The sequence below is a fragment of the Peribacillus deserti genome (assembly GCF_002863585.1).
GTDB lineage: Bacteria > Bacillota > Bacilli > Bacillales > DSM-1321 > Paraperibacillus > Paraperibacillus deserti_A.
On the sequence record NZ_PGUY01000029.1, the window covers coordinates 25,395 to 46,274 of the forward strand.

General features: G+C 42.8%; 13 protein-coding genes. 11 read left to right on the top strand and 2 right to left on the bottom strand.

Annotated elements, in window-relative coordinates; genetic code table 11:
* Positions 1-107: 107 nt before the first annotated feature.
* The 4 genes from CUU66_RS09800 (at position 108) to CUU66_RS09815 (ending at position 6,834) form a co-directional block, all read left to right on the top strand.
* Complete coding sequence (locus CUU66_RS09800) at positions 108-1,106, top strand: DUF3231 family protein (RefSeq protein ID WP_101641558.1); 999 nt, start codon at positions 108-110, stop codon at positions 1,104-1,106.
* 423 nt (positions 1,107-1,529) lie between these two features.
* Positions 1,530-3,512 (top strand): PTS mannitol transporter subunit IICBA, encoded by a 1,983-nt coding sequence (locus CUU66_RS09805; RefSeq protein WP_101641560.1) that lies wholly within the window; start codon positions 1,530-1,532, stop codon positions 3,510-3,512.
* Between the two features lie 86 nt (positions 3,513-3,598).
* Entirely contained in the window at positions 3,599-5,686 is a 2,088-nt protein-coding gene (locus tag CUU66_RS09810; protein ID WP_101641625.1) for a BglG family transcription antiterminator, read from the top strand.
* 5 nt (positions 5,687-5,691) lie between these two features.
* Positions 5,692-6,834: a mannitol-1-phosphate 5-dehydrogenase gene (locus CUU66_RS09815; protein WP_101641570.1), complete on the top strand. Its 1,143-nt coding sequence runs from the start codon at positions 5,692-5,694 to the stop codon at positions 6,832-6,834.
* Positions 6,835-7,622: 788 nt separating this feature from the next.
* Here CUU66_RS09815 and CUU66_RS09820 read toward each other — a convergent pair.
* Positions 7,623-8,018, bottom strand: coding sequence for a YybH family protein (locus tag CUU66_RS09820; RefSeq protein WP_101641572.1), 396 nt, complete (start codon positions 8,016-8,018; stop codon positions 7,623-7,625).
* Positions 8,019-8,743: 725 nt separating this feature from the next.
* Between CUU66_RS09820 and CUU66_RS09825 the strand changes: the two genes are divergently transcribed.
* Entirely contained in the window at positions 8,744-9,850 is a 1,107-nt protein-coding gene (locus CUU66_RS09825; RefSeq protein WP_101641574.1) for an SH3 domain-containing protein, read from the top strand.
* A 933-nt stretch (positions 9,851-10,783) separates the two neighbouring features.
* The gene (celB, locus tag CUU66_RS09830; protein ID WP_101641576.1) at positions 10,784-12,133 is read left to right on the top strand and encodes a PTS cellobiose transporter subunit IIC; all 1,350 of its coding nucleotides are present in this window, start codon (positions 10,784-10,786) and stop codon (positions 12,131-12,133) included.
* Between the two features lie 217 nt (positions 12,134-12,350).
* On the opposite strand, the gene ggt is transcribed toward celB, so the two are convergent.
* Entirely contained in the window at positions 12,351-14,129 is a 1,779-nt protein-coding gene (ggt, locus tag CUU66_RS09835) for a gamma-glutamyltransferase (RefSeq protein ID WP_101641578.1), read from the bottom strand.
* A 236-nt stretch (positions 14,130-14,365) separates the two neighbouring features.
* Here ggt and CUU66_RS09840 point away from each other — a divergent pair, with 236 nt between their 5' ends.
* From CUU66_RS09840 to CUU66_RS09860, 5 genes are all read left to right on the top strand, one after another.
* A complete protein-coding gene (locus CUU66_RS09840) occupies positions 14,366-14,986 on the top strand; it encodes a DUF3298 and DUF4163 domain-containing protein (protein WP_101641580.1) in 621 nt (206 codons plus the stop codon).
* Positions 14,987-15,207: 221 nt separating this feature from the next.
* A complete protein-coding gene (locus CUU66_RS09845; RefSeq protein WP_101641583.1) occupies positions 15,208-16,188 on the top strand; it encodes an aldo/keto reductase in 981 nt (326 codons plus the stop codon).
* A gap of 279 nt (positions 16,189-16,467) precedes the next feature.
* On the top strand, positions 16,468-18,060 hold the full coding sequence (locus CUU66_RS09850; protein WP_101641586.1) for a long-chain-fatty-acid--CoA ligase: 1,593 nt from the start codon (positions 16,468-16,470) through the stop codon (positions 18,058-18,060).
* A 128-nt stretch (positions 18,061-18,188) separates the two neighbouring features.
* Positions 18,189-19,382 (top strand): CaiB/BaiF CoA transferase family protein, encoded by a 1,194-nt coding sequence (locus tag CUU66_RS09855; RefSeq protein ID WP_308302476.1) that lies wholly within the window; start codon positions 18,189-18,191, stop codon positions 19,380-19,382.
* A gap of 77 nt (positions 19,383-19,459) precedes the next feature.
* A complete protein-coding gene (locus tag CUU66_RS09860) occupies positions 19,460-20,797 on the top strand; it encodes an MFS transporter (protein WP_101641590.1) in 1,338 nt (445 codons plus the stop codon).
* Positions 20,798-20,880: the final 83 nt, after the last annotated feature.

Consider the following 20,880-nt stretch of genomic DNA (forward strand, 5'->3'; position numbering starts at 1 on the left):
TACGCCATTGATTTGGAGCCCGAGCTCTTTAACGAATGATTTATGGATTGTAGTTAACTATATAAATGAGGATCTGACTACCCTATACAAGTAATGGAGGGAAAACTATGCCTGAGAGTCCAGCTATTTCATCTTCGGAAATCGGCGCTTTATGGATGACTTACCAGCAAAAGACTATGGTAATGCGAATGCTGGAATACTTCATCGAAAAAGCGGATGATGCGGAAGCGAAGGGAATTATGACAGGTTTATATGAAGATATACATCCATACGTCGCTAAGATATCACATCTATTCCAGAGCGAGGGGGTACCGCTTCCGGTTGGATATACTTCAGACGATGTTTCTAAGGATGCGCCTCGATTATATGAGAATGGTTTTGATATCATGTTTTTACGTATTATTAAGGAAATTAGTATGGCGATCCATACACTGAATCTTACGATGTCTTACCGTGAAGATATTATGGCGATTTTTCGGGAACTTACAACCATCACTCAGAAATGTTATGACGATTGCACGAGATACCTGCTGGAAAAAGGGCTGCTTCCAAGGTCGCCCTATGTATCCACTGAACAAACGGTAGAGTTCGTAAAAGATCGAAATTATCTTGGCGGTTTTAATCCGCTTAGCAGGAAAAGGCCTTTGAACACACTCGAGATCGCCCACATATACCGTGCTATTGATACCAATACACTTGGCATGAAAATGATTCTGGGATTTGCCCAGGCGGCAAAGGAAGACGAAGTGAGGAAATATTTTAACAAGGGCGGAGAAATTGCCAAAGCCGTCATTAAAGAAATGGGAGAAGTTCTGCTCAAAAACGATATCCAGGTACCTGCCACCGCTGGCGGTAATGTTACGACCTCCAATGCATCCCCATTCTCTGACAAAATGATGATGTATTGTGTCAGCCTGTTCTCAAGCTTCTCCTTAGGAGGCAACTCAGTTGGCACCGCTTTTAGTCTGAGACACGACCTGCCTGCGAAATTAAGTATTTTCATGAAGGATATCGCAGAATATAGTCATGAGGGTGCTTCTATTATGATTCGCCACGGATGGCTGGAAGAACCGCCGCAGACTCTAAAGCAAACGGAAAAGGGATAAGACGATGTAAAAAGCAGCAGCGGCTACCCCTTCGCAGCTGTTTTTTTCTTGGTTGGATCAATGGACTTCGTTTAATAATAAAATATCTTTCTGTTAATAATCATTAAGAAGTTTGAAACAAGTTTTTAAGGAAATAGTATACAGGATTGAGGCAGTGATCATATAGGAGATAAAAAGCTGTGCGTGGATTACGGGCGCGAAAAGAGGTTTTTATACGGCTAAAGCTACCAGCTGTTCTTAAAATATTATTTGATATCATTACGTCCTTATATTAGAAGTGCTAAATGGACATTATTCTCCTATTACAAAGTAAAAACACCTTTGTCTTATCCCGTGCGACAAACTTAGAATTTGTCTTTGTTGAATGGGTATTCATCGAAGCGTATAGTTGTGAATGAATTAACGGAGAAAGGAAGCGCATTTATGGCTCAAACAAATATAAAAGTAGCTGTACAGAAGTTTGGTAACTTCCTAAGCTCGATGGTAATGCCGAACATCTCAGCATTTATCGCGTGGGGTTTAATTACCGCACTATTTATACCAACAGGCTTCTTGCCAAATGAAAGCCTTGCCAAAATGGTCGGCCCGATGGTTACGTACCTGCTGCCGCTGTTGATTGGTTATACAGGAGGTAAGCTGATACATGACCACCGTGGAGGAGTAGTCGGTGCGATTGCCACTATGGGTGTAATCGCAGGTGCTGATATACCCATGTTCCTTGGTGCCATGGCGATGGGACCGCTTGGCGGATATGTAATTAAGAAATTTGACCAGGCGATTGAAGGAAGAGTTAAAGCCGGATTTGAAATGCTTGTGAACAACTTCTCAGCAGGTATCCTTGGAGGGCTTTTAGCTATTCTGTCCTTCTTAGCTGTAGGTCCTGCAGTTGATGCATTCACCGGCTGGCTGGTAGGCGGAGTAGACTGGTTAGTAGACGCAGGGCTTCTGCCGCTGACAAGCATCATTATTGAACCTGCAAAAGTATTGTTCTTGAATAATGCGATCAACCACGGAGTTCTTTCTCCTATCGGTATTGAGCAGGTTAAACAAAATGGACAATCCATTCTCTTCTTATTAGAAGCGAACCCTGGACCGGGAATTGGTGTGCTTCTTGCATACTGTATCTTCGGTAAAGGAACTGCCAGACGTTCCGCACCGGGTGCAGCGATCATCCACTTCTTTGGCGGGATCCATGAAATTTATTTCCCTTATATCCTAATGAAGCCCATGTTATTCTTAGCGGTTATCTTAGGAGGTATGAGCGGTGTATTTACATTAGTACTTTTAGGCGGAGGATTATTCGCTCCTTCATCACCTGGCAGTATTATTGCTATTTCAGCTGTAACACCACACAATGCGGGTGCATTCATTGCAAACTTTGCCGGAGTGATTGTGGCAGGTGTAGTATCGTTCATCGTTTCTGCATTTGTTCTTAAAACAGGCAAACAGACCGATGAAAATATCGAAGAAGCAGCAAGAAAAATGCAGGAAATGAAAGGGAAGAAGAGCAGCGTTGCTGATGTTTTCGCCGGAAACCCTGGAACAATGCCTGAGAACGTAAACAAAATCATCTTTGCCTGTGATGCAGGAATGGGATCAAGTGCCATGGGTGCTTCTCTTCTTCGCAAGAAGGTAAAAGCGGCAGGTCTTGACATATCCGTTACCAATACGGCGATCAATAACCTTCCATCTGACGCGCAGATCGTTATCACTCAGGAAGAATTGACTCCTAGAGCGAAAAACAAAGTGCCAAATGCCTACCATATCTCAGTTGATAATTTCTTATCAAGCCCTGAGTATGATTCATTAATTGGCCGTCTGCAGAACAAAGATCAGGACGAGCTGAAAGACATCGTTGAAGATGCTGAAGCAAATGTCCCTGGTGTGCGTGAGGATTCAATTGAACCGAGCCTTGACAGCAAGGAACCTTCTGACAATGAAAAAATGCGTGCAGGTTCTGATGCAGCTGAGGAAGACAACGATCTTCTTCGTGAAGAAAATGTCTTCATGAACCAAGAGTTTGCTACAAAAGAGGAAGCGATCCGCTTTGCAGGACGTGCTCTTGTGAATGCAGGCTATGTTGAAGAAAGCTACGTTGAAGCGATGATTGCCCGTGATGAAATGACATCCACTTATATGGGTAATGATGTGGCAATCCCCCACGGAACAGAAGAAGCGAAGAAAGCCGTACTTAAATCAGGCTTTACGGTACTTCAGGTTCCAAACGGGGTAGATTTTGACGGACAGAAAGCCCGTTTAATCTTCGGGATCGCCGGCAAGGATGGGACCCATCTTGAGATCCTGTCTGGAATCGCGGTAACATGCTCAGATATGGAAAATATCGAAAGAATGGTTAACGCCAAGACTGCACGGGAATTAATGAATATTATCAATGAAAATAAATAAGATAAGGCGAATAGAAAAGCGTGGTCATGCGCTTTTCTATTCCTTTTTGTTTTAACGGTTTATTTCATCCGGAATGGGTTGAGGCTATGTTAATCACGTCTAGGGAAAAATCAATTATCGAATTAATCATCAAGACTTCTGGAAAACACACGGCGGCATCCATTGCCTTACATTTACAGGTAAGTGCAAGGACCATCCAGCGGGATTTGAAATCGGTGGAAAAGATTCTTGCCGAATTCGATTTGCAGCTGTCAAGGAATCCAGATGAAGGACTTGTTATTGAAGGGAAAAATGAGCAGGTGTTCCGGCTCATCCAGCATTTGAAGGGCAGTCATCCGGTTGATCAGACACCACAGGAAAGAAAGCTGCTGCTGTTATTAGCCTTGCTCCATGAAGATACATATAAATTACAAACGTTAGCGGTTGAACTGGGTGTCAGTATAACTACCTTGACAGCGTACCTTGATGAAATCACCCAATGGATGGAAGAATACAACATATCCGTTACAAGAAAAAGAGGAGTAGGAATCGAAATCCGTGGATCCGAAACGGATAAACGACATACGCTTGCAGGCTTTTTTCTCAAAAATTTTAATGAAGAGTTGATTGAGACTCTATTCCTGCTCGAACATGGGCAAAGTTCAGAGGAAAAGATTCTGCATTACTTCACTGGCGGCTATCTGCTCGAAATCGACAGACTGGCCAGCCAAACGATCAACAGCGGCACTTCGAGACTGGCGGACAGTGATTATATAGGATTGATTATCCAGGTCGCGATTACGATGCAGAGGACAGAAGCAGGCTTCGTGATTGAAGAGGACAATGGACATAGAGGCGCAATAACGGATGAGTATAGTCTTTTGAGCACCATTTGCGAAGAGCTTCACAAAGTATTCGGCGTTTCATTTACAGGGAATGATATCAGCTATCTTTCTAAGGTTCTGAAAGGTTCGAAACTGCAGGAAGCGGATACGGTCCCATATGACAGCGTGGTTCTCGGCAGGCTTATAAAAGCACTAATTGCGGATGTTTCTTCCCAGCTTCATGCAGATTTGACGAAGGATTTCTCCCTTTATCAAGGTTTGCTTGCCCATATGGAGCCTTCTTTGTTCCGGCTGAGGCAGAAGATGGGGCTGTATAATCCTCTGACCGAAGAAATTAAAACGAAATATCCTGTTTTATTTATGGCTGTTAAAAATAGCGTGGAAGAGCAATTTCAGGACATCGACTTTTTCCCTGATGATGAAATTGCCTTTATCGTCCTCCATTTCGGCTCGGCACTCGTTTTAAGGGAGGAAGCGGTGGCGCTCCGTGCGCTTGTGGTCTGCCCGACTGGTATTGGTACATCGAAAATGCTTGCAAGCAGAGTAAAAAGAGAGATCAGTGAAATCCAGACCATCGATATTAAGTCGATAAAAGAAATCAGCCAGAAGGAAAATTTAACAGATTACGATATCATAATATCCACCGTAAGGCTGCCGTTTATGGATGTCGATTATATCTTGGTGAGTTCGCTGCTGAATGAAGAAGATATTAAAACGATCAGAATCTATCTGCGGAGAAATGTAAGGAAATTAACGAAAAATCATTACTATGAAAACTCATTGGAGCACAGACCTGCATCACAGACGCCAAAGAAGGGTATAGCTGAAATAATGCAGGAAATCAGGGATGTTCAAAACAGCATAGATTCCATCCTGGGACATTTCCGGTTTTATCGTATCCCTGAACATAAAGCCCATGAGGAAATCATGACAGAGATGGTCCTCCAGGCAGAACGCGATGGACTGCTGACGGATGCTTCTGGCGTCATGGAAGGCTTGAAAAGCAGAGAACGAAAAGGCGGACTTGGAATTCCCGGCACAGGGATAGGTCTTTTTCATACGAGGCATGAATCCGTCCACAGCCTCCTGTTTCAGATTGCTAACCTGGTTGAACCCATTGAAATTATGGGGATGGATGGAAAAAGGATGCACTTGAAGAATCTTTTGCTGATGCTTGCACCTGAAACTTTGAGCGGGCGGGAGCAGGAAATCATCAGCCTGGTCAGTACAAGTCTTATAGAAAATCCAGAATCCATCATGATTTTCTCATCTTCTAATGAGGAAAGCATCCGAAGTAAATTAGAAACCATCTTTTTAGACTATATTCACAATAACTTGATAAAGGAATGATAAGTATGAAAACTGCAGTTCATTTTGGAGCAGGAAACATCGGAAGAGGATTTATCGGGGCATTGTTCTCACAGTCTGGCTATCACGTAACTTTTGTTGATATTGCCGACGCAATAATTACAAAGCTGAACGAAGAACAGAAATATCAAGTGAAGCTTGCAACAGAGCAGAAGGAAGCCGTTACGGTTGAGAATGTATCTGGATTAAATAATCTATCACAGGAACAGGATGTCCATGAAGCGATTAAAGGAGCGGTCTACCTCACTACCGCGATCGGCCCGAACATCCTTCCGCGCATCGCACCGCTGATCGCTAAAGGACTGGCAGCAAGAGTAAAAGAGAATGATGAAAAGCTATATGTGATTGCATGCGAAAACCAGATTTCTGCCACAGACCTGTTGAAAGGGTACATTTTTGATAACCTGGATGAAGAAACAAAAGCAGCGATCGCAGACAAAGTATACTTCTTCAACTCTGCTGTTGACCGTATCGTTCCGCTTCAGGACAATCAAGGTTCACTAGATGTGCTTGTTGAGCCATATTACGAATGGGTTGTAGAAACAAAGGAAGATATCCCGCATGTCGAAGGAATGAAAATCGTTCCGGATCTGGGGCCATTCATTGAAAGAAAGCTGTTCACTGTAAACACAGGCCATGCCGTTATTGCCTACCTTGGCTACATGAACGGGAAACAAACGATCGACCAGACGCTGGCTGATGAAGAAATCGTCAAGCAGGTACGTGCAACACTAGGTGAAACAGGGGCTTACCTGATTCATCAATATGGATTGAATGAAGAAGAGCACCAAGCTTACATTGAGAAGATCATCAACCGCTTCAAAAACCGTTTCTTGAACGATGATGTAACCCGTGTCGGCCGTTCCCCATTACGGAAGCTTGGCCCTAATGACCGTCTTGTGAAGCCTGCGGTTGAAGCAGAGAAAGCCGGCCTTTCTTACACAAATCTGGCAAGAGCCATCGCTTCTGCTTTGCTCTTTAACAACGCTCAGGATGAAGAGGCAGTGAAGCTTCAGCAAATGATCTCCGAAAGCGATATTCCTTCCGTGCTCAAGGAAGTCAGCGGTTTGGATACGGACAGTGCCATTACGCAGGAAGTAGTCAGACATTATGATGCATTGAAGAAATAAATAGAATAAAAAGCAGAGGTATTCAGAACATCGCTCTGCTCAGGCTGCCAAGAAATTTTGGCGGCCTTTTTTTTGCTTATTGCTTGGGGAGAAGTGCACTTGGTTTAGATTGAATCCACTCATTTTTATTGTGGCAAAAAATTATATAGGCTGGGGATTAAGCGTTAGGTTCATCATATGGATTGGATGTAAAGGCTGTTGTTGGTTACACATAGAGTATGCTGGACGCATTAAGCCTGGATAAGTAAAGAGGGTGCTGGAAAGCATAATACCTGGATCAGCATTAAGGGTGCTAGAAACGCATAAAGGCTGTTGGATAAGCAAATAGGCAGCTGGATAAGCATAAACCACTATCTATAAGCATTGGATGAACTGAAATAAGCATAAACAGTCAAAACATAAGCATAAAACCTAAAAACATAAGCGTAAACCTTCTGAACATAAGCATATTTTTAAAAAAGGTATGCATAAACGATGCCGGCATCCTTCTACTAACGTTACTTTTGATGAAAACCTTATCCAATAGACATGTTTCTAGTTGCTGAAGCTCCCTTTTATTTAAAAGTTTCTCAAGAGGTTCGGCTTTTGTTAAAAAAAAGCAGTTTTTTTAAATAAAATGCCTATTATTCTTCCTCTAACACTTATGAATGCCAAATTAATGTTGGAACTACTGTTGACAGACATTGAAGTGCCAGGGATATATCTGGATCTCAAAATAACTTTTTATTTATCTATATCCATAAAAGATTATTAAATAATACTGTAGTTCCTAAGAAACCGTGAGAGTATCAAAGACTGCTACTGATTAAGTCTGTGCCATACGAATTGTCAATTGCACAAAGCCATTCACCTTGTGGAGTTTTCTTAAACACATAGGTGGCCTTTCTTGCCATAGGAAACTGGGTTTCCTGCTTATCAGCGGTGAGCAGGGTTTCAGACATAACTAACGCAGTATCGCCTGCCTCTAAAACAATCATTTCTCCCTGTGCAGGAACAAGACTGTTAGTAAAATATTTTGCAATTGCAATAAAAGCTTTCTTAATTTCTTCTTTTCCTTGAGCAATCATTCCGGGTTTAACAACCAAAATGGCATCATCTGTATAATAATTCAAAAGAGTATCGAAGTCTTCCTGTTGAATGGCAGAATCACATTTGTTAATAAACTGCTTTAGTACATGTTCCATCATTTTTCCTCCCCTGTGGTCATTCCAAAAGTATTTATTAAAGACTCACTTAAAGTGATTGTATTACTAAGCTTAAGGTTAAATGAGATGATTTGTGTATGGGTGCCTAAAATTATTTTTTGATTATTCATCTAATTACCTTACGAGGATTTCAGAAGGTATTTCCGAAAATAAAAATTATTTCTCGGGAAAGCGCAGGATATGACAAAAAAAACCCTCAGTCATTTTAATGTTGCGGAAGTTTGTTTGTTTTTGTCGGCTGCTATTGAAAATTTAAGAGCAAGATTCGAGATTTTAGAACGGAATTCAAAATTTAAGAGCGAAATTCAAAACTTAAGAGCGAAATCCAATATTTAGGAGCGAAATTTAAAATTTAAGAGCGAAATTCGAGTTTTAAGAGCGAAACCCAAAATTTAAGAGCGAAATCCAAAATTAATGAGTGAAACCAAGTTTAAAGAGTGATCCCCCAATTTCAAGAGCGAATCCATGCTTTAAGTCTGCTTCAAATATTCCTACCTGTTTACCATTGTCATCCCCTTATAAGTCTTTTTGATTAGATCCCCTCAGGAACTATGCCCAAATGCCTGTTCCGACTTATGTCTTTAGATACAATTCCTTTATTTCCATGGGACCAGAGTGGACTCGGTGTCAGTTTACGTCTATTTTTGTAAGTAGCTTAGTAGTTTCGACAATAGACTACAAGAATAGCAGAAGGAGACAAAACAATGCACAAAAAGACCCTCTTACAAGGAATCTCAAAAGGAATCATTGCGACAACCATCCTCTCGAGCAGCCTGCTGCTGCCTCAGCTGCCTTCTTCCATCGCACCAGCAAAAGTGGAAGCTGCAGCACCTATTTATACTGTAAATGCCTCCAGTTTAAATGTCCGCTCAGGCGCTGGAACTAACTATGCAAGAATTGGCATTCTTCCAAGGGGAAGCCGGATTGATGTCATTCAAAAATTAAGCAATGGGTGGTACAAAATTTCCTACAAAGGAAAGACAGGGTATGTCAGCGGTCAGTATGTAAAAACAACAGCCGCAGCAGCTCCCGTTTACCGGGTGAAAGCCACTTCCTTGAATGTACGTACTGGACCAAGTACAAAGTATGCCAGTATCGGATCGTTAAAAAATGGGGCTGTTATTAACGTTATCAGGAAGGAAAGCAACGGCTGGTACAGGATTAATTTTAATGGAAAAACCGGCTATGTAAGCGGTCAGTATGTTACAACAGGTTCCGTAAGTACCGCCAAAAGGCTGAATGTACCGCTGATTGCCCAGCGCCCTGAACTTCCAAGCGGATGTGAAGCCACTTCCCTTGCAATGGCACTCAACTACTACGGTGTGAAAGTAAGTAAAACAACATTGGCAAATAAGATGCCATATGATAAAACAAAACTTTTGCGGAATGCAGATGGAACTATCAAAATATGGGGCGACCCCAATGTGGGATTTGTTGGTACACCGTTTGGCAATGGGTATACGATTAATCCAGGCCCGTTAAAGAGAGTCCTCGATCAATACCGGTCCGGAGGAGTTAATTTAACTGGCAAAAGCTTCTCGGAAGTAGAATCCTATATAAGAAAAGGAAAACCGGTGCTCGCCTGGTTCACGATCAATTACGAAATGCCTTCCAAGCGAACCTGGAAAACTACAGCAGGAAAAACCATCAATGCACCAAAACCGCTTCATTGTATTGTCGTAACAGGAGTTGACGCTAACTATGTATACTTCAATGACAGCGAAGCCCGCAAAAAAGATGTGAAGATATCCAAATCTAAATTTATCAGTGTCTATAATGCCATGGGTAAGAGAGCTCTGGCGGTGAATTAAGAGAGTAAAGCATCCATGGGATAAATCTCATGGAGTGCTTTTATTCCTGGGTCGTGTTCGAAGGATAATTTTATGGATACCATTATTGGTTTAGTTACAGAAAAAAAGCGAAGGCGACATAGTCGTTCCAGTCACGAGTGAACTTCTCCGGCCTCCATGAAGAAGATATACCACCTTGTCTGGCCTAAAAAACCTCTCTCTGGCTATTTTTTTAATCAAAAGGGCTGCCAAATGAGGCAGCCTGAACCGTGTTAAGGTCGTTCAATTATTTCTCATCCTTAGTTGTTAATAACTGATCCACAGTACCCTCAAAACGGTGCACTAATCAGTAGATTTTCCGAATGTGCCGGGTGATAACCTGTTTCCGCCGGTTTAGGGAGCAGGTTTTCTTTCGCTCCAGCCACTATCCTCCTTCCAGCAGAGCCGCAGCGAGAGTGGCAGCAGCCGTCAGCTGCAGAGTTTTCTTACTGGTTTTCTTCATTACTTTCCCTCCATAAAATAGATCCTCTACTTATTTGGAGCTGCAGAGATTAGACTCCTTGCACCAAAGGAACCAATCATTCGACAAACTCAGGAAAAATATGGTAATCAAAAACCAGGTCCTTAGAATTAGTGATTCTTTGCGGATGTACCGTGAGTAAATTTTTCATTGGTTTTTAGTTCTCTTAAACTGAAGAATGCTTTGGAATTAGGTCCATATAATGGCGTCTATATTTCTAGTTATGGGTTAAAGCAGTTTTTATACTTAAGGACTTCCGTTTACTTACGGAAAAAAATTGTTTGCTGAGGTAATAGTTAAGCAAGTAAAATAAATGATATTAGAATATTCAGTCATTTAGTATGAGCGGGGTGATGAATAAAGAACTATGAGCAAAAATTCTACATGAATAATAGATGGTTCAGGTGCGTTCTAAGTTGAGGGAGGGGAATGGAGTGAGCGGAATAAATACATTCATCGAAGAAAAAGTACTTACCTTAGCAGGTAAAATAGCGGCACAGAGGCATCTGCAGGCAATAAGAGACGGATTGATCCTTGCAATGCCGCTCATTATTATCGGGTCATTATTTTTAATTATTGGATTTTTACCTATACCTGGATACGAAGAGTTCATGGCGCGTACATTTGGTGAAAAGTGGCTGGATAAATTGCTATATCCAGTGGGAACGACATTTGACATTATGTCGCTGCTGGCTGCTTTTGGCATAGCCTATCGATTAGCTGAGAATTACAAGGTTGATGCACTTTCTGCCGGAGCGATTTCTTTATCTGCTTACTTACTGGCAACTCCTTTTGTGGTGGATTTTATGCCTGAAGGTGCAAAAGAGTCTATTGAGGTTACCGGGGTTATCCCGACTGCATTAACAGGCAGCCAGGGTTTGTTCGTAGCACTGGTGATTGCTTTAATTTCGACAGAAATCTACCGCTTTGTTATTCAGAAAAATATTGTTATTAAAATGCCTCCCGGCGTTCCGCCGGCAGTCAGCAGGTCCTTTGTCGCTTTGATACCTGGTTTAGTGGTTATTTTAATCGTGTGGCTTGCACGATTAGGAATTGAAATGACTTCATTTGAAAGCCTGCATACTGTTGTAAAAGAAATCTTAGGAAAGCCTCTCCATGCGCTGGGCGGTACATATATAGGAACCCTTATTGCATCCTTGTTGATTGTATTATTATGGGCCTGCGGATTACATGGGGACAATATTGTGGGAAGTGTAATGGAACCAATCTGGCTGGCCAATATGGATGCAAATCGAATTGCCTTCCAGGCAGGGGAAGAACTGCCGAATATCTTTACATCCCAGTTCTTTAGTATCTTTATGAATATGGGCGGTTCTGGCACAACGCTGGCGCTTGTAATGGCCATGTTTTTCTTTGCAAGAAGCAAACAGATGAAACAGCTCGGTAAATTAGCTGCGCCATCTAGTCTATTCAATATTAATGAACCCGTTATATTCGGTACTCCCATCGTTTTAAATCCAATTTTCCTGATACCATTTATCCTGACTCCCATTGTGACAGTAACCATCTCGTATGTTTCAATGAAGACTGGCCTTGTTGCGAAACCGGCCGGAATTGCTGTCCCTTGGACCATGCCGCCTATAATAGGAGGATACCTGGCAACAGGAGGTAAAGTTTCTGGAGCTCTTCTTCAATTAGTCAATCTTGTGGTTTCATTCTTTATCTATCTGCCGTTTTTTAGAATCTGGGATAAACAGAAATTAAAAGAAGAGAAAGAATCAGAGGCAGTTAATAAAAGTTCTGAGAAAACCTTTCCGGCATAGATCCAGATTGGTATGGGTGTAGAATTTGAAATCGATCTATTGTGTAAAATACCGAATATCCAAAAAATCGAGCACAACATTTATAAAACGAACACAACATTTACGAAGCGTATCAAGTGCAAGCCATGGCCAAATCAAAACAGATTACCAAACTATGTCTAAAACAATGAAATTATTAAAAGGAGGTGCCCGGATTCAACCGGGCACCTCTTTCTCGTTATTTAGAACCCTTTTTGCTGCCTTTGCCATCTATCCCGATCGACGCACCATTCCGGCTGGAGTCAGCAACTCCTTTGAAGTGTCCTTCTTTATGATCGATAAGGATACTCTGCACATTCCCGATTTCAGCTTCTGTGCTTCCAAAGGAATGACCCAGTTGTTTTAGTTTATCAAGAGTTTCGGCAGGGATGCCTTTTTCCCTTTGGTAATTGCCTGGGTTGTTGGTGTAGATTCTTGGTTCTTCGACGGCTGCTTTTAATTCCATATCGTATTCCAGGGAATGAAGAATCGTCTGCAGTACGGAAGCGATAATGGTTGGGCCGCCTGGTGAACCGACGGTAAGGACAGGCTTATTATTCTCAAAGACTATTGTGGGTGTCATACTGCTAAGCGGACGTTTGTATGGTTCAACGCCATTTGCTCCGCCTGGAACGGCATCAAAGTCTGTCAGTTCATTATTCAGCATGAAGCCGTAGCCAGGAACCATGATTCCGCTGCCGAATACCTGTTCAATGGTTGTAGTATAGGAAACGGTGTTGCCCCATTTATCCGCCACAGTAAAATGTGTGGTCTGCCCGATTTTTTTGTCATCTTTCTGAGGTACTATCGAATAATCCGGGGATTCGTTTTCATATTTCCATGGATCCCCGGCCTTCACCGTTTTCGCGGCTTGGTCCATGCTGATTAGTGCCTGGCGTTCTTTAATGTAGTCCGGGTCTAATAGTCCCTTTAAGGGAACATTTACAAATTCCGGGTCGCCTGCATAAGCGGCACGATCTGCATAGGACAAATGCATGGCTTCAGCAAGCAAGTGATACTTTTGCCAAGAGCGGACTTCATATTGTGACAGCTGGTAGCTGTCGAGAATTTTCAGCATCTGCAGCAGGAATACACCGCCCGAACTTGGGGGAGGCATACTCGCGATCTTATAACCTTTATATTCACCCCAAATTGGCTGGTCAACGGTCACGCTGTACTTGTTCAAATCACTGAGCTTGAGCGCTCCGCCTTTTTCCTGAACGGTTTTAGCCAGTTGTTTCCCGATTTCACCTTGATAAAAAACATCGGAACCTTTTGAGCGAATCAGCTTAAACGTTTTAGCTAAATCTTTCTGGACCAGTTTGTCGCCTTCTTTTAACGGAGCACTGCCGCGAAGGAAGACCTTTTTAGCAGCGGTTCTTGAAAGTTTCTCCTTGCTGTCAGCAATCGACTTAGCCAGGACGGAATCAATTGAAAATCCTTTTTCGGCAAGCTGGATGGAAGGGTTGATCAGCTGTGCCATTGGTTTTGTTCCCCAGCGGTCATGTGCTTTCTCAAGACCCTTCAGAGTTCCAGGAACACCGACAGACGTGCCGCTCATCACTCGCTGATCGAAGGGGATGGGCTGTCCATTCTGATTAAGGAACATATCAGGCTTTGCACCGCCGGGAGCTCTTTCCCTGCTGTCAATGATCGTTGTTTTCTTTGTTTTGGCGTCGTATACCATCATGAAGCCGCCGCCGCCAATTCCAGACATCATCGGTTCAACTACATTCAAGGCAAACTGAATGGCGATCGCTGCATCTACAGCATTGCCGCCTTTCTTTAGTACATTTGCACCCACCTCGGTAGCCAGGTAGTGAGCTGTTGCCACCATACCATCGGTCCCGTAGTCTACTTGCGAATAACCTTGCTGCTTTTTGTTAGGATTACCTGCCTTTGCAGCTGCTGTAAAAGGTTCTGAAGTAAAAATGAAACTTAGGGTGAAAACCAGAATAACAGACCAGACTCTTTTCATAGCTAACCTCCCAGATTTGGATCGTTTCATGTACAGTCTAAAAATTGGGATGGTAAATAGCAATTAAGAAGATTGAATATTTTGAATTTTAGTAAAAAGTACCATCCTTCAGTGTTTAGTAATTTGGAAAGTCCATTGGGAGATTTTCAAGGGAACAAGCGAGAATTTGGCGGCCAGGCACACCTATAAGTATTGAAAGAATACAATGGGGGTAACAAAATTAGAGGATGATCCGAATGGCCACAGGGTTACCCGTGAACATCAAAACAGTGACATTAAGCAGCGGACCAAAAAAGACTGTAGTGTTTCCAGAGGTTTTCGGCTTGCAGAACCTTACATTGGAAAGGACAATCAATAAGGCAATCGCCCAGCAGACCCAGCAGCTGATCAATCGGCAAGCCGGAAATATGCCGGCAGCTGTTGACGAAATGATAGGCTCCTACGAAATAAAAAACAACCAGCGGCAGGTTCTAAGTTTATCGCTCACTAATTATACGTATCATTACCATACTGCCCACGGCATGACCTATATAAAATCGTTAACATTTGACCTGAAAAGCGGGAAACAATGCGAATTGAAGGACCTGTTTAAAATCGGAAGCCCCTTTGTAAAAAGACTCTCCCTCTTAATTGACAGGCAAATCAAGGAGCGAAATATTTGGCTCCTTAACAAATTCACTGGAATCAAGCCAAACCAAGACTTTTATATCGCTGATAAAGCGCTGGTCATCTATTTCCAATTATATGACATCACTCCATATGTTTTCGGTTTTCCCATGTTTCCAATTTCAGTCTATGATTTGACGGATATGATTGATGAAAACGGGCCTCTGGGGAGGATGGCTGAGAATAATTAACGGAGTTTTTAGTTTCGACTGAAATAGGATCAGCAACTTAAAGCTAATGGAGAGAAACTTTTATACCTTTTATTTCCGAAAAAGGATGATTACGGTCATCTTTTTTTATTCTTATTTAAACGCTGCTGTTGCTCGCGAGCATAAAAAGGGTAAAGTTTTCTATGAAAGGTTAAAATAGGAATTATTAGTTTTAGAAACAAAGGAAAGCAGGTGCTAGGTGGATGGAGTATAGAAAACTCGGCAACACCGGAATGGATGTTTCCCGACTTTGTCTTGGGTGTATGAGCTTCGGAGTTCCGGAGCGGGGAAGTCATAAGTGGGTTCTTAATGAGGAGGAAAGCCGGCCTATTATTAAGAAGGCACTCGATTTTGGCATCAATTTTTTTGACACGGCGAATGTGTATTCCGATGGGACAAGTGAAGAAATTGTTGGCAGAGCCTTAAAGGATTATGCCAACCGGGATGAAATTGTCCTTGCTACGAAGGTTCACGGCCGCATGCACCAGGGGCCAAACGGGGCTGGATTATCACGGAAAGCGATTATGAGTGAAATTGATAACAGCCTGAAGAGGCTGGGTACAGATTATGTAGATCTTTACCAGATCCACCGCTGGGATTATCACACACCGATAGAAGAAACGATGGAAGCACTCCATGATGTCGTGAAGGCGGGGAAGGCCAGATATATTGGAGCTTCATCCATGTATGCCTGGCAGTTTCTGAAAGCATTGAATGTGGCTGAGAAAAACGGCTGGACACGCTTCATCTCCATGCAGAACCACTTGAATCTCCTATATCGTGAAGAAGAGCGCGAGATGCTGCCGCTGTGCAGAGAAGAGAAAATCGGCGTGATTCCTTGGAGTCCGCTTGCAAGAGGAAAGCTGACCCGTGACTGGGAGGAAACCACGGCGCGTTCTGAAACGGACGAATTTGGGAAGACTCTCTATGCTGCTACCGCCGAAGCAGACCGTTTAGTCGTGGAAAAAGTAGCCGAAATAGCAGAGAATCGGGGAGTACCTCGTGCGCAGATCGCACTTGCCTGGGTTCATCAAAAAGATCCGGTGACGGCCCCTATTATTGGAGCCACCAAAATGTATCAACTGGAAGATGCTGTGTCTGCATTGTCCATTTCATTAACGGATGAGGAAATATCTGCACTCGAAGAACCATATGTGCCTCATCCAGTGTTGGGATTTAGCTGATCTCATTTGTAATCTTTGAAAAAACTCCACAGCTGGAACATATATGAATCAAACCTCATCAGGATGTATCTTGATGAGGTTTTTTTAGATCCCATTTATCAAAATATTAAAATAATTTCGACTTTTTATTTTGATAGTGAGGAGGACTATATTATTATGTAATTATCAGGGTTGTCTTTAGAGGGGGGCCAGCCTCTCTTAACAAGGCTTTGCTGTCCGTTACACAGGTTATAAATCGAGGTATTCATTAAATTTTACATAAAAGGAGCTGTATCAAACATGTTTTCTCCATTAACCCCACTGGATTGGAAACGCAGGTCGGTAAAATACTACCCGCAAAAAATAGCTGTTATTGACGGAGAGAAGGAATTTACCTATAAGGAATTCGGAAATCGGACGGATCGGCTCTCTGCTGCCCTTCATAATGCTGGTATCCAGAAGGGCGATCACGTTGCGGTCATGCTGCCCAACACTCATTACATGCTGGAGTGTTTTTATGGCATTTGTCAGCTTGGCGCTGTCATGGTACCGATGAATTACAGATTATCAGCACAGGACCTGGAGTACATTATTAAGCATAGTGATTCGAAAATGTTAATTGTTGATGAAGAATTTACAGGGCCGATTGAAGAGATTGAGGCCAATCTGTCCCTGGACCAGATTGTTATTGTTTCAGTGACGGGACATGAAACATCGTTAAAAGGCGTTGACTACGAGTCCTTTATAGAGCATGCATCAGGGAAAGCCGCGCTGCCAGTCGTGGAAATAGATGAAAACCAGCTCCTCACATTGAATTACACCAGCGGAACCACATCAAAGCCGAAAGGTGTCATGCTGACACATCGGGGCAATTATCTGAATGCGGCCAATTTCATGTTTCATTTGAATGTTAACCATGAAGATGTATATCTGCATACACTGCCAATGTTTCACGCGAACGGGTGGGGCGGTGTCTGGGCGCTTACGGCGGTCGGAGGGACGCATGTGTGCTTGCGAAAGGTTGATCCTCCTCTTATTCTCGAACTATTTCAAAATAAGAAAATTTCACTCTTATGCGGAGCCCCAACTGTAGTTAATATGCTCGTTAACGAGCCAAAAGCTAAGGAAATTCAAGTGGAAACACATCCGCGGATGGCAACAGCTGGTGCACCTCCAGCAGCTGCCCTGATACATAAAGCCCAGGAAATCCTTGGCTTAAACATGATGCATGTGTACGGCCTTACTGAAACCTCACCTTTCATTCTGTATTGCGAATGGAAAAAGGAATTTGATTCGAAATCAGGTGATGAACAAGCTGCGATCAAGGCAAGGCAGGGAATCGAACTCGCTTTTAACGGGGAAACAAAGGTGATACACCCGGATGGGGAGGAAGTCATTTGGAATGGGCAGGAATTAGGGGAGATTGTAACCCGCGGTAATGTTGTCATGGAAGGGTACTACAAGGATCCGGACACAACGGCGGCTGCCATTAAAGACGGATGGTTTCACACGGGGGATCTGGCAGTGGTGCATCCTGACGGGTATATTGAAATACAGGACAGGGCTAAAGATTTGATTATTTCCGGGGGAGAAAATATTTCTTCTACAGAAGTGGAAGGTGTTTTATATAAACATCCGGATGTACTTGAAACTGCGGTGATCGCCATTCCTGATGAAAAATGGGGAGAGGTACCTAAGGCCATCATTGTGCTCCAGCCGGGTGCAAAGGCGGCCGAAGAGGAGATTATCGCGTTTTGCAGATCAAAAATGGCACACTTTAAAGCACCCAAAGCCGTCGAGTTCGTTGAATCACTGCCCAAAACTGCGACTGGTAAACTTCAGAAATATCGTCTGCGGGAGATGCACTGGAAGGGACAGAAGAAGGTCAATTAAATGATGAAATAAATAAAAATAGGATGAAAACATCCATTTTTTCCCCCTGCCTGCTGGTTCTTGGTGAAAGCAGGCAGCCAGCATTATTATTGCCTGATATTCTTGATTAGAAACGGGAGAGGATCCAATTGCTGAGTTCATTAAGAATTCTTGATTTTTCAAAGTTATTACCAGGTCCATACGCAACAATGATGCTTGCTGATTTAGGTGCTGACATCCTGCGGGTTGAATCACCCAGCCTGCCGGATTTTATCAGGGAGCTGGCTCCATTCGACGGAGAGGATTCAGCAGTACATCAACATCTGAACCGTTCTAAGAAATCCATTAGCCTGGATTTAAAAAAGCCAGAGTCGGCAGATGTTGTTAGGAAGCTTGTGCAGGAATATGATATCGTGCTGGAGCAATTTCGGCCAGGGGTTATGGAGCGGCTTGGGCTTGGCTATGAATCACTTAAACAGGCAAATCCTAAAATCATTTATTGTTCCCTGACTGGCTACGGGCAGACAGGTCCCTATCACTCACGTGCAGGCCATGATAATAACTACCTGTCTATAGCCGGAGTGGCTGGGTACTCTGCTCGTGAAAATCATCCACCTGTACCTGCTGGAATACAGATTGCTGATATGGCAGGCGGATCTCTCCATAGTGTTATTGCTATCTTAGCTGCTGTTATCCATCGTGAACAATCTGGTGTAGGGCAGTACATCGATCTAAGCATGACGGATGCAGCTTTTGCTTTAAATGCCATGTTCGGTCCGGGATTTTTGGCTGCTGGCATTGAGCCCAAGCCAGAAAGAACTGAACTCAATGGCGGTACTTTCTATGATTATTATGAAACAAAGGATGGGCGTTATTTTTCGGTAGGAAGTCTTGAACCCCCGTTCAGAAAAGCATTATGTAAAGCTTTGGAAATTCCGCATGTATTTCAACAGTCAGGAAGTACAATACCCGAAATCAGCAGGGGTTTTAAGCAAGAAGTAAAACAGGCGTTTATGAAAAAAACATTTGACGAATGGCTGGTTGTTTTTAAAGATGTGGAAGCTTGCGTAGAACCAGTATTGACCTTTAGTGAAGCAAGCGATCATCCACAATTAAAGGCAAGGAATATGATTGTGGATGTGCCGAAGAAGGATGGAACATACCAAAAACAAATTGCTTCACCCTTTAAGTCTTCCGTATTTAGGCCAGAATATAAAAACGCTGGCGGCAGCAGGGGAGCCAATACGATAGAAGTACTTCAAGAATTAGGTTTTGATGAAACTCAGATAAATGAATTAAGAGATAAAGAAGTGATTGGGATGAAAGTGAGATCGATTAAGTAGCTGATGGTCTGCATCCTGGCTTTGATGCACAATCTAATTAAATAGTGAAAGCGGTAACGAAAAAGGGGAGATAAAGTGTGGGCCATATTGCAGGATCATTGGAAAAGAGAGTCGTACGAAAAGTCTCATTAAGAATTATCCCTTTTATTTTTATCCTCTATATCATTTCTTTTTTGGATCGCGTGAATATTGGATATGCAGCACTTGATATGAATGAAGACCTTGGCCTGACAGCTTCTACAATGGGGCTCATTTCCGGTATCTTTTTCTTTGGTTATTTTTTGTTTGAAGTTCCAAGCAATATTTTATTACATCGTGTTGGTGCAAGTAAGTGGATTGCAAGAATCATGATAACCTGGGGTGTTGTGGTGGTAGCAACAGCCTGGGCCCAAAATGAAACACATATGTATATCCTGAGATTTTTGCTGGGAGTAGCTGAAGCTGGATTTTTTCCAGGTATCATTTTATACATAACGTATTGGTTCCGGTCAAAGGATCAGGCAAAGGCCTTTTCTCTTCTCATAACAGGCTTGGCGGCATCCAATATCATTGGAGCCCCTGTTTCAACCTGGATTATGGATCATATCTCATGGGCTGGAATGGAAGGCTGGCGCTGGTTGTTCGTTTTGGAAGGGATACCTGCTGTTATCTTTGGAATCATTACCTATTTTTACCTGACTGATCGCCCTGAACATGCGAAGTGGCTCTCACAGGAAGAAAAGGATTGGCTAAATGCGGAGCTGCAAAGGGAACGTAAAGCCAAACCGAAAGCGGAAAAACATTCAATAAAAGAAGTCCTTAAAAATCCAAGAGTACTGCGTCTGGCCCTCATTTACCTTACCACGGTAACCGGATTATACTCTATTGGATTTTGGCTGCCAACGATAATAAAAGACTTTTCTCAGGCTGGAACTACTAATACTCAAGTTGGGCTCATTACAATGATTCCGTATATTGCGGGTGCGGTTGCAGTGGTATTATGGGGGCGCCACTCTGACAAGACGGGTGAGAGGAAATTGCATATTGCGCTGCCGCCGCTTGTTGGAGCAGTCGGGTTAATAGGGAGCGGAATGGCGTCTGATCCCGTAACCTCCCTTATTTTTTTGACAATAGGAACAGTCGGAATCTATAGCTTTTTAGGTCCATTTTGGTCATTGCCGGCACTTTTTCTGACTGAATCTGCAGCTGCTGTCGGAATAGCGTTCATAAATTCTGTTGGTAACCTTGGAGGATTTCTTGGACCTTATACGCTGGGCTATCTGGTAGATGCTACTGGAAAAATGCAGGCAGGACTATTTTTTTTAGCGGCATTGCTGATCATATCCAGTCTCTTGGTATTCAGCATTAAAAAAGAACATACAACCACTAGATCAGAGAGGACCATTCATTCAACAAAATTCGAATCGAATGGATAATAGAATAGGCAGGGAAGTAGAGATTTACCAAAGCAGACCTGATTTTAGTATATCTATAGAAAAAAGTGTTTTACAGCAAGGGA

Coding starts and splice junctions, on each gene's coding strand:
- CUU66_RS09800 (WP_101641558.1), top strand. CDS start 108: ATGCCTGAGAGTCCAGCTATTTCATCTTCGGAAATCGGCGCTTTATGG.
- CUU66_RS09805 (WP_101641560.1), top strand. CDS start 1,530: ATGGCTCAAACAAATATAAAAGTAGCTGTACAGAAGTTTGGTAACTTC.
- CUU66_RS09810 (WP_101641625.1), top strand. CDS start 3,599: ATGTTAATCACGTCTAGGGAAAAATCAATTATCGAATTAATCATCAAG.
- CUU66_RS09815 (WP_101641570.1), top strand. CDS start 5,692: ATGAAAACTGCAGTTCATTTTGGAGCAGGAAACATCGGAAGAGGATTT.
- CUU66_RS09820 (WP_101641572.1), bottom strand. CDS start 8,018: ATGGAACATGTACTAAAGCAGTTTATTAACAAATGTGATTCTGCCATT.
- CUU66_RS09825 (WP_101641574.1), top strand. CDS start 8,744: ATGCACAAAAAGACCCTCTTACAAGGAATCTCAAAAGGAATCATTGCG.
- ggt (WP_101641578.1), bottom strand. CDS start 14,129: ATGAAAAGAGTCTGGTCTGTTATTCTGGTTTTCACCCTAAGTTTCATT.
- CUU66_RS09840 (WP_101641580.1), top strand. CDS start 14,366: ATGGCCACAGGGTTACCCGTGAACATCAAAACAGTGACATTAAGCAGC.
- CUU66_RS09845 (WP_101641583.1), top strand. CDS start 15,208: ATGGAGTATAGAAAACTCGGCAACACCGGAATGGATGTTTCCCGACTT.
- CUU66_RS09850 (WP_101641586.1), top strand. CDS start 16,468: ATGTTTTCTCCATTAACCCCACTGGATTGGAAACGCAGGTCGGTAAAA.